Origin of the sequence: Bacillus sp. JJ1764, assembly GCF_036962145.1 — a bacterium.
Lineage (GTDB): Bacteria > Bacillota > Bacilli > Bacillales > Cytobacillaceae > Neobacillus.
In genome coordinates, this window is sequence record NZ_JBALNY010000079.1 from 1 (window position 1) to 13722 (window position 13722).

Annotated in this window: 17 protein-coding genes; 1 reads left to right on the plus strand and 16 read right to left on the minus strand. The window is 39.0% G+C overall.

Annotation, left to right across the window (positions count from 1 at the left end; translation table 11 throughout):
* Window positions 1-106: 106 nt before the first annotated feature.
* Entirely contained in the window at window positions 107-391 is a 285-nt protein-coding gene (locus tag V7083_RS12390) for an AbrB/MazE/SpoVT family DNA-binding domain-containing protein (RefSeq protein WP_335478120.1), read from the plus strand.
* Between the two features lie 39 nt (window positions 392-430).
* Here V7083_RS12390 and rsmI read toward each other — a convergent pair whose 3' ends face one another.
* The 16 genes from rsmI to V7083_RS12470 form a co-directional block, all read right to left on the minus strand.
* Window positions 431-1306 carry a 16S rRNA (cytidine(1402)-2'-O)-methyltransferase gene (gene rsmI / locus V7083_RS12395; RefSeq protein WP_335478122.1) on the minus strand — a complete coding sequence of 292 codons (876 nt, stop codon included), beginning with the start codon at window positions 1304-1306 and terminating at the stop codon, window positions 431-433.
* Window positions 1278-1571, minus strand: a complete 294-nt coding sequence (locus V7083_RS12400) for a GIY-YIG nuclease family protein (protein WP_335478124.1) — start codon at window positions 1569-1571, stop codon at window positions 1278-1280. The genes rsmI and V7083_RS12400 overlap by 29 nt, the downstream gene beginning before the upstream one ends.
* Window positions 1561-2301, minus strand: a complete 741-nt coding sequence (locus V7083_RS12405; RefSeq protein ID WP_335478126.1) for a tRNA1(Val) (adenine(37)-N6)-methyltransferase — start codon at window positions 2299-2301, stop codon at window positions 1561-1563. Before V7083_RS12405 ends, V7083_RS12400 begins: the two co-directional genes overlap by 11 nt.
* A gap of 59 nt (window positions 2302-2360) precedes the next feature.
* A complete protein-coding gene (gene yabA / locus V7083_RS12410) occupies window positions 2361-2732 on the minus strand; it encodes a DNA replication initiation control protein YabA (RefSeq protein ID WP_335478128.1) in 372 nt (123 codons plus the stop codon).
* A 13-nt stretch (window positions 2733-2745) separates the two neighbouring features.
* On the minus strand, window positions 2746-3573 hold the full coding sequence (locus V7083_RS12415) for a PSP1 domain-containing protein (protein WP_335478130.1): 828 nt from the start codon (window positions 3571-3573) through the stop codon (window positions 2746-2748).
* Complete coding sequence (gene holB, locus V7083_RS12420) at window positions 3566-4570, minus strand: DNA polymerase III subunit delta' (RefSeq protein WP_335478132.1); 1005 nt, start codon at window positions 4568-4570, stop codon at window positions 3566-3568. The genes V7083_RS12415 and holB overlap by 8 nt, the downstream gene beginning before the upstream one ends.
* A gap of 77 nt (window positions 4571-4647) precedes the next feature.
* Complete coding sequence (locus V7083_RS12425; protein WP_335478134.1) at window positions 4648-4977, minus strand: cyclic-di-AMP receptor; 330 nt, start codon at window positions 4975-4977, stop codon at window positions 4648-4650.
* Between the two features lie 108 nt (window positions 4978-5085).
* Window positions 5086-5718, minus strand: a complete 633-nt coding sequence (gene tmk, locus V7083_RS12430; RefSeq protein WP_335478136.1) for a dTMP kinase — start codon at window positions 5716-5718, stop codon at window positions 5086-5088.
* 21 nt (window positions 5719-5739) lie between these two features.
* Entirely contained in the window at window positions 5740-7176 is a 1437-nt protein-coding gene (locus tag V7083_RS12435) for an aminotransferase class I/II-fold pyridoxal phosphate-dependent enzyme (protein ID WP_335478138.1), read from the minus strand.
* Window positions 7177-7265: 89 nt separating this feature from the next.
* Window positions 7266-7484 (minus strand): sigma factor G inhibitor Gin, encoded by a 219-nt coding sequence (locus V7083_RS12440; protein WP_335478140.1) that lies wholly within the window; start codon window positions 7482-7484, stop codon window positions 7266-7268.
* 277 nt (window positions 7485-7761) lie between these two features.
* Window positions 7762-8691 carry a ribose ABC transporter substrate-binding protein RbsB gene (gene rbsB, locus V7083_RS12445; protein ID WP_335478142.1) on the minus strand — a complete coding sequence of 310 codons (930 nt, stop codon included), beginning with the start codon at window positions 8689-8691 and terminating at the stop codon, window positions 7762-7764.
* A gap of 26 nt (window positions 8692-8717) precedes the next feature.
* Complete coding sequence (locus V7083_RS12450; RefSeq protein ID WP_335478144.1) at window positions 8718-9665, minus strand: ABC transporter permease; 948 nt, start codon at window positions 9663-9665, stop codon at window positions 8718-8720.
* Complete coding sequence (locus tag V7083_RS12455) at window positions 9662-11164, minus strand: sugar ABC transporter ATP-binding protein (RefSeq protein WP_335478146.1); 1503 nt, start codon at window positions 11162-11164, stop codon at window positions 9662-9664. The genes V7083_RS12450 and V7083_RS12455 overlap by 4 nt, the downstream gene beginning before the upstream one ends.
* Window positions 11165-11560 (minus strand): D-ribose pyranase, encoded by a 396-nt coding sequence (rbsD, locus tag V7083_RS12460; protein WP_335478148.1) that lies wholly within the window; start codon window positions 11558-11560, stop codon window positions 11165-11167. It lies immediately after the preceding gene.
* A 2-nt stretch (window positions 11561-11562) separates the two neighbouring features.
* Window positions 11563-12468: a ribokinase gene (gene rbsK, locus V7083_RS12465; RefSeq protein WP_335478150.1), complete on the minus strand. Its 906-nt coding sequence runs from the start codon at window positions 12466-12468 to the stop codon at window positions 11563-11565.
* 12 nt (window positions 12469-12480) lie between these two features.
* Window positions 12481-13461 carry a LacI family DNA-binding transcriptional regulator gene (locus V7083_RS12470; RefSeq protein WP_335478152.1) on the minus strand — a complete coding sequence of 327 codons (981 nt, stop codon included), beginning with the start codon at window positions 13459-13461 and terminating at the stop codon, window positions 12481-12483.
* Between the last annotated feature and the right edge of the window lie 261 nt (window positions 13462-13722).

A 13722-nucleotide genomic window follows, 5' to 3' on the forward strand; every position in this document is an offset into this window, starting at 1 on the left:
AATTGACGGATATGGGAAAGGCTGGTATTATAAAGCTATAAAAAATTTGTCGAATAATGACGAATTACTAAATAGAGATGTTTACAATTGAGAGGAGATATAAATTATGAAATCTACTGGTATTGTTCGTAAGGTTGATGAATTAGGCCGTGTTGTTATTCCTATCGAATTAAGACGTACACTTGGTATTGCAGAAAAAGATGCTCTTGAAATCTATGTTGATGACGATCGCATCATCTTAAAAAAATATAAACCAAACATGACTTGCCAAATCACTGGTGAAGTATCTGATGATAACCTAGCACTAGCTGGCGGAAAGTTAATCTTAAGCCGCGAGGGTGCAGAACAATTAATTAAAGAAATTCAAAACAGCTTTGAAACTGCGAAGTAATTATACCAAAGGCTCCAGGGTTATCCCCGGAGCCTTTTCTTATTTTTCTATATGATATACCTGATATACTTCCCGTTTATTCATTCCTCTATCCTTTGCCGTTTGTTTAACCGCATCCTTTGAGGTCATTTTTTTCACGGAAATATAGTGGTTTACATGATCTTCTATTGTAAATTCCGCCCACCAGCTTTGATCTTCCATTACTTCTTCTTTTGACCCTTCTACAATGATGCAAAATTCACCGCGAATCTCATCAGTTTCTGCCCATATGAGCAGATCCTCGATACTGCCCCTGATAAACTCTTCAAATTTTTTCGTCAGCTCCCGGCAAAGGGATATTTTTCTGTTTCCAAGGATATTTCCCATGATTGCCAGCGTTTCCTTAAGCCTATGAGGAGACTCATAAAAAACTAAGGTTGCCTTTTGGTATCTTAAATTTTCCAACTCCTCCCGTTTTTCCTTCTTATTTCGGTTTAAAAATCCGTAAAAATAAAAAGGTTGACACGGTAAACCTGATGCGATTAAAGCGGTTATTGCTGCATTGGCGCCAGGTAACGGAACCACCGTTAGTTTCTCATGGACTGCTTGTGTTACTAATTCATAACCAGGGTCTGATATGGCAGGCATTCCTGCATCACTAACAAGAGCAATGGTTGCACCCTCTTTTAATTTTTCGATTAATTTTTCACCGCTAGACTCTTTGTTATGCTCATGATAGCTGACAATTGGGGTGGGAATTTCAAAATAATTAAGTAGTTTCTTCGTGTTTCTTGTATCCTCGGCTGCAATCAAATCAGCCTCTTTTAATATTCGTATGGCTCGAAAGCTCATATCCTCTAAATTACCGATTGGGGTGGGAACAAGGTACAGAATCCCTTTTTCCCTCTCATTCTGAAAGCTTTTCTGCTGCCACATCTTCATCACCTAACTTCTGGTTAATAAACGCCAATTTTTGCTTTCTTGGCAACTGTTTAAACTGATATTCGGCCTTCATTGCGTCACTCTTATTGTTAAACGGCTGGAAAAAAGTCAATGTGACCGGGCCCCGCCCTCGTGTATACTTAGCACCCTTGCCTTCGTTATGAAGCTTAATTCTGCGTTCTAAATTATTCGTATACCCTCCATAAAGACTGCCATCTGCACAAGTGAGCACATAGAAAAAATGACCGTTATTCTCCATATAAAATCTCTCTTATTTCCTGAGTGTATTCATTATTGTCGTTATACACAATAATCGGCGGGAGAATTTTTAGATCTGGGCTACCATCCTTAATTGCTTCAATTAATAAGGTATTAGCCTCCTTACCAACCTTAGGATAGACCAATTGAATTCTTTTGGGCTCCAATCGGTATTGACGCATTAACATTATGATATCCATTAGTCTGCCGGGACGGTGGACAAACGCAACCTTGCCCCCTTGTCTCACCAGATCGCTGGATGCCTTTATAGCATCCTCTAACGTACAAAGTATTTCATGACGGGCAATCGCTAAGTGTTCATTTGGGTTTATATCGCTTTTTGGTGGGGTTGAAAAATATGGTGGGTTGCAGGTAACCACATCAAATTTCCCGTACCCTAACTGTTTCGGACTCTCCTTAAGGTCACCGTGAACCATCCTTATTCGGTTTTCCAGTCCATTGTATTCAATGCTTCGAACGGCCATATCGTATAATCGTTCTTGGATTTCCACCCCTGTAATTTGCCCCTTCGTCCTTGCACTTAAAAACAGTGGAATTACACCGTTTCCGCTACACAAATCAATAAGGTTTCCTTTTTGGATGGGAACATACACAAATCTAGCCAATAGGACGGCATCTAAAGAAAAAGCAAAAACAGAAGGACTTTGAATGATTCTCAAGTTTTCTGCTAATAAGTAATCAAGCCGTTCATCACCCTTCAAGTTGACCATAACAACCATCCTCTATATGTAAGTATGAAAATAGAGGCTGATATGATCAGCCTCATTGATTATTTTTTATTCAGAAACGAAAGGCAGAATAAGCAATCGCCTTCCTTACGCAGGCTTCCAAAGTGAAGATTGCAGATATGGAATCCTTCGTGATAAAGCCTAGCCAGATTATCATATCCTTCTCCAACATCAAATGGCTGTTTGGCTCCCGGAGCTGGGGTTCGATTCGTTTCTTTTTTACTTTCCGGTTCTTGCTTAACTTCCGTGGTGATCTCTAAACGGCGCCTTAAATGCTCATTTTCAAGCTTTAAATAGTGGTTCTCTTCTATTATTTCTGCCAGATGCTGCTTTAATTCTCCAAGCTGCTGATATAGATGGCCAATTTGTGTTTCCATATTACTTACTGATTCAAATATTTCTTTTTTATCCACGTATTCCACCTCGTTAATCTGTGGATTGTATCGAAAGGGCACCTTCTTTAATAATTTCATCCAAGGTGAATTCCAAGACCCGCTCTTGTTCCGTCAATTCTACCTGTAGAACGCGCTCCAAGATATTTAAACCTACCACTTTTCCCCTGCCATTTGGTGTTTCGATCATCTCTCCTAAATCCGGTAGCTGCTCTTTGGCTGATTCATATTCATCATTTTCATATTTTAAACAGCACATAAGCCTACCGCATAAGCCTGAGATTTTCGTCGGGTTAAGGGATAAATTCTGGTCTTTCGCCATTTTAATCGAAACCGGGTCAAAATCACCTAAAAATGTGGAGCAGCACAGCATTCTTCCACATGGACCAATACCGCCAAGCATTTTTGCCTCATCGCGCACACCAATTTGGCGAAGCTCAATTCTGGTGCGGAAGATAGCAGCTAAGTCCTTTACCAGTTCACGGAAGTCTACTCTTCCTTCAGCTGTAAAATAGAAGATTACTTTATTTCGATCAAATGTATATTCAACATCCACCAGTTTCATATCCAGTTGATGTTCATTTACTTTTTCCGTACATACTTCGTATGCCTCTTTAGCTGCTTGCCTATTTTCATCTACAATCATTCGATCCTTCTGATCCGCGATTCTGACAACCTTTTTTAAAGGAAGGACAACATCATGCTCCTCAACTTGTTTACGAGCAATCACTGCTTTGCCGAATTCGACACCGCGAACAGTTTCGACAATAACAAAATCATCCTTCTCAATAGGGAGGTCTCCGGGATCAAAATAATAGATCTTTCCCGCTTTTTTAAAGCGTACTCCTACAACATCATACAATCGAAGATCCCTCCTGAATTTTTAACACAAGCTGTTCCATCATTAGCTGAGGATTCATATTGGCTTGCAGCTTTCTCTTGGCGTCAAGAACTGCTGACATTTGATCCGACAGGCGCCGTCTTGATGTTTGCAGGGCAAATTGCTGTAACCTTTCACTCTCTTGAAACACAACTTGCTCCTGCTTATCTAATTGAATGTATAGTAAATCTTTTAAATAAAGAAGTAATAGATCTAAACCACGCTGAATCTGTTCTTTTTCTTTGAAGTGTGGAAACCAATCACTCTGAAGCGTAACCATTGCTTCTAAGGGGCTTTTTTTCAACACCTCATATAATTTTACCACTATTTTTTGGGCTTGTGCAAACCATTCATCAACATTTAATTCCAATGCCTCATCGAAACTATTGGTCAAATGTGCAAGAATTGGTGCCTTCCCAGGTTTCACACCATTTTCAATGAGTTGTTTGATGAGTATCTGGGGAGGTAATGGTTGAAATGTTAAAACTTGACACCTCGAAAGGATGGTTGGCAATATTTTCTGTGGCTGTTCTGTCAGTAAAAATGCTGTTGTTCGTGCATTGGGCTCTTCTAAAAATTTTAATAAACTATTGGAAGCACTAATGCTCATTTTGTCAGCATGATTAAGTAGATATACCTTTTTTAGGGATTCTACACCCTTTTTGGAAAACTCCGTTTGTAATTCTCTAATTTGATCCACCTTGATGGATAACCCTTCAGGTTCAATGACATGGACATCCGGATGGTTTCCATGATTAATTCTCCTACAATTATTGCAGGACTCGCATGGTTTATAACCACCCACTAATGCTTCACAAAACAGAGCCTTTGTGAGCAGCATTCCGATTTCCTTCTTACCCGTTCCTCTCATACCTTCGAAAAGATAGGCATGGGCCACCCGATTTTTGACTAAGCTGTTTTTTAACATTCTTAAAATGGTTGGCTGCAGCTCTTCCAGTTGATCCCATGTTTTTACCAAACCTATCACTCACTAACATTAAAAGTATTATTGACAGTCACTCTATAAGCAACTATCAACTAAAAAGGGCGATTTATTTAAAAATGCATATACTGCTCAATCGGCAAGACGAATACGGTGGCACCGCCAACTTCTACTTCAACCGGATACGGAACATAGGAATCGGCATTTCCACCCATAGGAGAAACAGGTGAAACCAACTGGTCACGGGCTCTGCAGTTATCTTTAATGATCTGTAATGCCCGCTCAACCCGGATATCCTCCGTTCCAATCATAAAAGTGGTATTTCCCGATTTTAGAAATCCACCGGTACTAGCCAATTTAGTCGCTCTAAAATTATGATCAACCAACGCTTTTGAAAGACGGTTACTATCCTGATCTTGTACAACAGCAATGATAAGTTTCATTGTAACACCCTCTCCTCTATTTATTTCGTCTCTTGTCCCTTTTCTATATTATATCAGGTATTAGGAGTTCATACATTCGTTAACATTAGGAAGCCATGAAAAAAAGCCTTACAGTGAAGGCTTTTCTTCTAATTTCCTTTGTACGATTTGCAATGTTTCTGAATAAACCTCATGGATGGATCTAGATGCATCTACTTTGATCATTCGATCTGGAAAACGTTCTATTAAAATATGATAGCCTTCTCGAACTTTATGGTGAAATTCTAAGTCTTCAAGATCAAGGCGATTAATTTCCCTTGCCTTGTTTTTATTAATCCGTTGTAGACCCAAAGCAGGTTCAATGTCAAAGTATATTGTAAATGAGGGCATCATATTTTCTATTGCAAATTGGTTAATACCCCATACCTCTTCAATCCCTAAGCCCCTCGCATAGCCTTGATACGCAAGAGAACTATCAACAAAGCGGTCACACAAAATGACTTTCCCCTGCTCAAGCGCCGGTTTCACTTTTTCAACTAGATGCTGTCTTCGGGCAGCTGCATAAAGCAATGCCTCTGTTCGGGGATCCATTGCCGTATTTTCTTTATTTAAAATGACACTTCTGATTTGTTCAGCGATATCTATTCCACCCGGCTCTCTTGTCAACAGGGTATTCTCCAGCCTTTCTGCAACCATTCCTAGGATGGTGGTTTTTCCAGCGCCATCTGGTCCTTCAAATGTAATAAACGTTCCTTGTGTCATGAACTAAACCTCCAAAAGCTGTTATGTTTGAAAAATAGTTATGTATCCTTCTTTTAAATGTGAACCGCCCTGGAACCGAGCACCTGTCATGATTAAATGCTGTAATCGTTCAAGCTTTTCAGATGTAATTCGTTCCCCTTTTAGCAGTAATGGAATTCCAGGCGGATAAGGAATAATCGTTTCAGCACAGACATGATGATGTGCTTGTATGAAAGGAACGTCCTTTACAAAAAGATGGTCCATTTCCTTGTAGCCAATCGCCAACCCAGAAACCTTTTCAGTCTGTTCCATATACAGCTTTCCTACCTTGTCCTGATAGGTAAAGTGTTGGAGTATTTGTTTCAATTTATCAGCCGTTTCTGTAAAAGGATAAGGTTGTCCCTCTTTAAGTAAAGGTAAAATAAGCAGGATATTATAGGGATCCGCTAATTCTGTATAAATGCCCAAACCCTCTAACCTTTTCTGCAATTCAAATCCATTCATCTCACTTTTCGATTGAATGGTGATTTTTAGAAGATCTCCTTGATTATTGGGGTATTCCAGTACCTTAATCGTCGGGATTTCCGCTAACTGCTCCTTAAAGTGATTCGTTCTCTCATGCAAATAACAAAGGTCATTGCTTCCGTACCTGGCTAAATAACTCCTAGCCAAATCTAAGGAGGCCATAATTGGGTATGACGGGCTGCTTGACTGAAAGATCCCCAGGTATTCTTTTACTTTATTTAGATTAATAAGGTCTGAATTAAAGTGTAGATAAGAACCCATTGTCATCGCCGGAAGTGTCTTATGTGCCGATTGCACCACGATATCGGCACCCAACTGAATGGCGGATGCAGGAAATGGGTTACCCAGAATAAAATGGGCACCATGAGCCTCATCCACCAATACTGGTATATTCTGTAGATGAGCCTGATCGATTATTTCTTTAAGGTCATAAACCATACCATAATAATTAGGATAGGTTAGAATAATTGCTTTGGCCATGGGATACTGTTCAATGGCCTTTGCTACCGTTTCAGGTTGTACTCCCCCGGCAACCTTCCAATCGGGATGATATTCTGGTTCTAAGAAAATCGGTCTTGCCTTTGCTAATTGTAAAGCGTTTAAGACTGATTTATGGCAGTTTCGCTGAACTAGGACTACATCATCCTCTGAACAAACCGCCATAATCATCGCTATATTCCCAACTGTCGATCCATTGACAAGAAAAAAGCTGTTTTTAACTTGATATAAATTAGCTAATAATAATTCCGCCTCTAAAATGGCTTCCTCTGGAGAATGGAGATCATCGAGGCCGGTAAGCTCTGTTACATCAATAGTTAATATAGACTCGAAGCTGGAATCTAGTCCAAAATCACCAATCTGTCCATATTTATGCCCTGGGACATGAAAAGAAATTGGACCCTTTTTTTTATGTTCCATTAATGCTTGATATAAAGGTTTCTTTTGTTGTTCCATTATTAATCTTCCCTTTTAAGTGTCCTATCTATTTTATCAAATAGGCTGTTTATTCCATAGAAAAAAATAAAGCCCTTGTCGGACTTTGATTAAGAGAAAATTTCAGGGGTTGTAATTTTTTTTAGTTGCTGTAAAAAATATTTATATTTAGGGTCAGTCGTATCTGTTTGAATTAAATCTCTTTCACATTCTATGCAAATAAACGAATTATACAGATGTATGCCCTTCGGTTTAAGATCTTCACAAATAACGCATGCTTCCTCAGTATGATGCTGTGCTAAAAATGAATTCAATCCTTCCACCTCCATACACCCATTCTTTCCGGCATATTTAATTTGTATACAATTTTTAGAATTTTCTTCGATAGAGTTCTCTTTATCATCATATGATGATGGTTTTAGTTGGGTGTATGTCTATTATGAATTATTTTCTTGCAGAATTTTCTGGGTTAAGGGCTTTAGTTTAAACCAATTGAAAAAGCTACGGCAATGGTTTCAGCTAAATAAACGGTGTTCCTTAGTTTTCCTTAATGTGAAAGAGTGCCAGATCCATTCTGACACTCCATTGTTATTAATTAGAAAAATATTATTTTACCAGTTCTAATGATACTGGAATGAATTTTTCTACCGTTTCCTTCTTCACTACTTTTGCCGCGGTTTCTACACCGAATTTACCTATGTCGGCTGGTTTTTGAGCGACAGTCGCTGCCAATTTTCCGTCTTTTACTGCCTTTACAGCGTCATCAGTTGCATCAAAACCAACGACAATGACATTTTTTAATCCCGCTGCTTCAATCGCTTGCAGTGCACCTAATGCCATTTCGTCATTATGGGCAAATACCGCTTGAATATCTTTGTTTGCTTGAAGAATATTTTCCATTACAGTTAAGCCTTTTGTACGGTCGAAGTCAGCTGCTTGTTTGGCAACAACCTTAATGCCGTCAACTCCGTCAATTGCTTTATGGAAACCTTCGCCACGTTCACGTGCTGCAGATGACCCTGGGATTCCTTCTAATTCAACTACTTTACCTGATTTTCCTAGTTTTTCTAAAATAAATTCTCCAGCCATTTTTCCGCCGGCAACGTTATCAGATGCAATATGAGAAACAACCTCTCCACCATTGGCACTGCGGTCTAAAGTGATGACTGGAATTTTTGCATTATTAGCAGATTCGATTGCGGAAGTGACAGCATCAGAATCAGTTGGATTAATTAAAAGAACGTCCACACCTTTTTGAATTAAATCTTCCACATCACTAGCCTGCTTAGCAGGATCATTTTGAGCATCTACTACAAGAATATCATTTCCTTGAGCTTTTGCTTCCTTCTCAGCACCTTCCTTTAAGGTAACAAAGAATGGGTTGTTTAATGTTGAAATAGAAAGGCCAATTTTAATCTTGCCATCCTTTTTGGAACTTGAACTTTTTTCTGAAGATCCTGGAGCTTTCGTTGAACAACCAGCTAGTACCAACATTAATAATGCAAAAAACACTAATCCTTTAAATGCTTGTTTCATTTTTCTTTCCCCCTAAATTTTTTTGTTTATGCTGCTTTTTTTCTGTCAAGTAAGACGGCTAGTAGGATGACACCTCCCTTTACAACCTGTTGATAAAAGGAGCTAACATTCATTAAATTCAAACCATTATTTAAAACCCCAATAATGAGGGCTCCAACTAAAGTACCAAAAATCCATCCTCTACCACCTGAAAGGCTTGTCCCCCCCAGAACAACTGATGCAATGGCATCTAACTCATAGGAGGTTCCCGCTGTCGGCTGTGCGGAATCCAGTCTTGATGCCAGGATAATCCCTGCCAACGCGGATAAAGTACCCGTTAACGCATAGATCCAAACCTTCACATTATTTACACGGATACCTGATAATAAGGATGCTTCTTCATTACCGCCAATTGCATATACACGTCGGCCAAACGTCGTTTTTTTCAAAACAAAGTATAAAATCCCGTAACAGACAAGCATCCAGATCACCGGTATTGGAATCCATCCAAAGTAACCTCGCCCCATTAGTTCAAACATCGAGCTTTTTGATAGTCCGGTAATCGGCCGACCTTCTGTATATACCAAAGTCAATCCACGAAAAATGGTCATAGTTGCCAGTGTTGCGATAAATGGCGCGACCTTTCCTTTTGTGATAAATAAACCATTAATGGCTCCCATAACGGCACCTGAACCCAGGCCGACAATCATCGCTAGAAATGGATCCATCCCATTGGCCATCATTCCGGCTGTTAGTGTTGAAGAAAGTGCAAGAATGGATCCAACAGATAAATCAATCCCTCCTGTTAAAATAACAAAGGTCATTCCAAACGCAATTAGGGCATTAATTGAAACCTGGCGTAAAACATTAAACACGTTTTCTAGTGTTAAAAAACTTGTGCTGACAACCGATAACACGGCCGTTATCAGGATCAGACCTAATAAAGGGCCTAATTTTTGAATTAGTTGTTTAGAAATTAAGTTAGAGGACTTCATTTTTTACTACCCCCGGTTGCTGACTGCATAATTTTTTCTTGGCTTGCTTCGGACCTTTGGATCGTTGCCGTCAATTTCCCTTCATGAATAACAATAATCCGGTCACTCATTCCTAGAATTTCTGGAAGCTCAGAGGATACCATAATGATGGAAACTCCTAGTTTCGTTAGTTCATTCATCAGTTGGTAGATTTCTTTTTTTGCCCCTACATCTACCCCGCGGGTCGGTTCATCAAGGATTAATATCTTTGGATCAATCCCCATCCACTTACCGATAACAATCTTCTGTTGATTTCCCCCACTTAGGGATTTAACACTTAGCTCACGTCCGGATGTTTTTACCTTCAGCTTCTCAATCATCTCGTCTACCAAACGGTTTTCCTTTTGAGAGGAAATGAGACCATTCTTAGAAATTTTATTTAGGTTGGTGACCGAGTAATTTTCTCTGACAGAAAGTTCGAGAATTAAACCTTGGCTTTTGCGATCCTCCGTCACAAAAGCAATTCCTGCCTGGATCGCATCGAAAGGTGTTTTATTAGAAATCTCTTTATTGTCAATAAACACTTTGCCTTCATCATGTGGCCGGAATCCAAAAATCGCTTGCATGATTTCTGTTCTCCCTGCTCCCATTAGGCCAGCTACTCCAAGGATTTCTCCCTTATGTACTGAAAAATTAATTTTTTCAAAGTTACCTTTTCTTGTTAAATTTTCTACTCTAAATCGCTCTTCCCCAATTTCTATATTACGTTCAGGGAACCTTTCACCCAGTTGTCTTCCAACCATTAACCGAACAATCTCATCAAAATTTGTTTCATTAATGGATTTAACATCGATAAATTGACCATCACGCAACACAGAGATTCGATCACAAATTTGGAAAATTTCCTCCATTCGGTGAGAGATATATACAATCCCCACTCCCTCCTTTTTCAAGGAAGCGATCACTTTAAAAAGGGATTCAATTTCACGCTCTGTTAAAGCTGCCGTTGGCTCATCCATGATAAGTACCTCAGTATTGGCAGCAACCGCTCTTGCAATCTCAATCATTTGTTGTTGCCCTACAGATAAACTGCCGGCCTCCACTGTAGGATCCATGTCAATTCCTAACCGATTAAGATACTCCTTTGTTTTTTTCTTCATTTCTTTGTCATTGGTTACCCCAAATCGACCAAAGATAATTTCCTTTCCAAGGAACATATTGTCATAGACAGATAGGTGTGGTATGATATTTAATTCCTGATGGATGACGGCAATTCCAGCTTTTTCTGCTTCCTTCGGATTTTGAAAATGAACTTCTTTTCCCTTTACCCAAACGGTTCCTTGGTCACGTTCATAAATACCCGTTAAAATTTTCATCAACGTTGACTTACCGGCTCCATTTTCCCCCATTAACGCATGAACTTCTCCTGGTAAAAGTTGAAACTCAACATTTTCCAATACCTTATTACCAGAAAATGCTTTGTTAATTCCTTTCATCTCTATCACAGGTACAGTGCTCATTTAAAAAATCACTCCTGCATGTAATATGATGTTTGCATATGGAGTTGCTTCACCCGTTCGAATAACTGCCTTTGCCTTTTTAGTCAGCACTTTAAAGTCCTCATGCGATATGTAATCTATAGAGTCGCAGTTTAGAAGTGTTTTAATCTGTTCCTCTATATTTGGATTATTTTCGGTTATTTCATTAGCAAGAGTAATTTTCTCTATGGCCAAATCCTCAAAAACAGCCTCAAGTGTCTCCATAAAGGAGGGACTACCAATTTTTAATGATAAGTCAATTCTTACTGTTTCATCTGGTATCGGGAGTCCACAATCTGCAATAACAATCATGTCGGTATGTCCCATTTTTGAAAGAACCTCTGATACATGGCTATTTAAGATCCCATTTTTCTTCATTTTCACTCATCCCTTTGCTGTTTTTGTAAAAATGTTTGAACCTCTTTGAGAGTTGGCATGCCACTTTGAGCCCCTAATTTTGTCACAGACAATGCTGCAACGGCATTAGCAAACCGACACGCTTCTTCAAGTTGCTCTCCATTACTTAACGCAAAAGCAAGTGCACCATTAAATGAATCACCGGCTCCAGTGGTGTCTACGGTCTCTACCTTATAGCTTGATATATTTCTCTCACCATCCCTATAAAACTTAACCCCTTTAGCTCCCATTGTGATAATGCATTTTTTTAACATTTCCTTGCGTTCACTATCTGACCATTCTTCAGACTCTAAAAGAAACTGCTGCTCATGTTCATTAGGAGTAATATAATCCACCTTTTGTAAAAGGCTTTTGGAAAGAGCCTGGATTGGGGCAGGATTAAGAATCACCATTACTTGGTGTTTTTTTGCTAATTCTATTGCCCTTTCAACACTTTCAATTGGGATTTCAAGCTGAAGCAGCAAGATATCACTATTTGAAATTACTTCTTCATAGCTCGAGACTATATCCGGCGTTACCTGATAATTCGCTCCTGGAACGACAATTATACTGTTATCACCATCTGATAATGTAATAGATGCAATTCCTGTCGACCTATGTGTAACCGGTTTCACATAGTCCGTGTTTACTCCTTGATTTTGCAAATGCTTGACTAATTCTTGGCCAAAGGCATCATCACCCACACAACCTATCATCGTAGTGACAGCACCCAACTTGGCTGCCGCCACCGCTTGATTTGCTCCTTTTCCACCTGGTATCGTATGAAATGATTCACCCAGAACGGTTTCTCCCATATTTGGTACACGATTAGTCGATGTAACCAAATCCATATTTATACTGCCGATTACTGTAATTGTTTTGTTACTCACCATTTGTCACCTCTAAACTTTCGTAGATTGCCCTTTTATCAGAGCTACATCAAATTGGTGATGCAAGTTGTTGATTACCTTACCTTCAATCATTTCTAGTAAAAGCTCAGCTGCCTTATGCCCTAATTCATAAATTGGCTGGGCTATTGTTGTAATTTCCGGGCTTGTTAAACGACATAGTTGGATTCCATCAAAGCCAATGATTGACAACTCTTCTGGGACCTTAATTCCTAACTTTATGGCTGTTTTTAATACTCCAACCGCCATATAATCATTCCCGGCAAAGATTCCATCTACATCAGGATGGTTTGTAAGCAACTTTAATGTAGCTTCTGTGGTCTTTGCAATGTTATAATCACCATTTACAATTAATTCAGGAGTAAACCAAGTTTCATTTTCAACCTCAGCTAAATACCCCTGATATCGCTCTTGTGCATTTATAATATTTTTAGGACCCCTTATATGTGCAATTTTCCTACAACCAATATCTTTTAAGTACCTTACTGCCTGGCTAGCCCCCTGAAAGTTATTAACATATACAGAAGGAATATCCTTACTAATCGGCCGGTCAAGAGCAACTAATGGAATATCCCGCGATTCAATATGTTTGGGAGTTAATGTATTGGTCACGATTATGATCCCATCCACATATTTTTGTTTCATGACATCAAGATACATGATCTCCTTCTCCACCTGTTCATCGGAATTACAAAGGATTAATGTATACTCTTGACTGCTCATCACATCTTCTATCGCTCTTGCTACTTCAGGAAAAAAGGGGTTATTAATATCTGGTACAATTAAAGCGACGGTTTTGGACTGTTTCTTAAATAAACTCCTGGCAATTTCATTAGGCATATAATTCAACTTGGAAATAGCATTCAGTACTCTTTTGCGAGTATCCTCATTAACATAGCCGCTATTGTTCAGAACCCTAGAAACAGTGGCAACAGACACCTTGGCTTCAACTGCCACATCTTTTATTGTGCTCATGCTGTTAATCCCCTTTTTTATCACTTATCAATTATATGTAACCCGTTACATATTCTATAAAAAAAATGAGTGTATGTATACTTCGTTCTGTAACCGGTTACATATCTATTTGAGTTCATTGTAAGCGGTATTTTTTTTGCTGTCAATAACTTTTTTGTGATTTTGAATTCTTATTTATTTTATCTACCACAAACGTTAACTCTTTTCTGGTATCTGCTAAGGATAGAAGAGTTATCTTAAGCCAAAAAAAGACAACCCTAA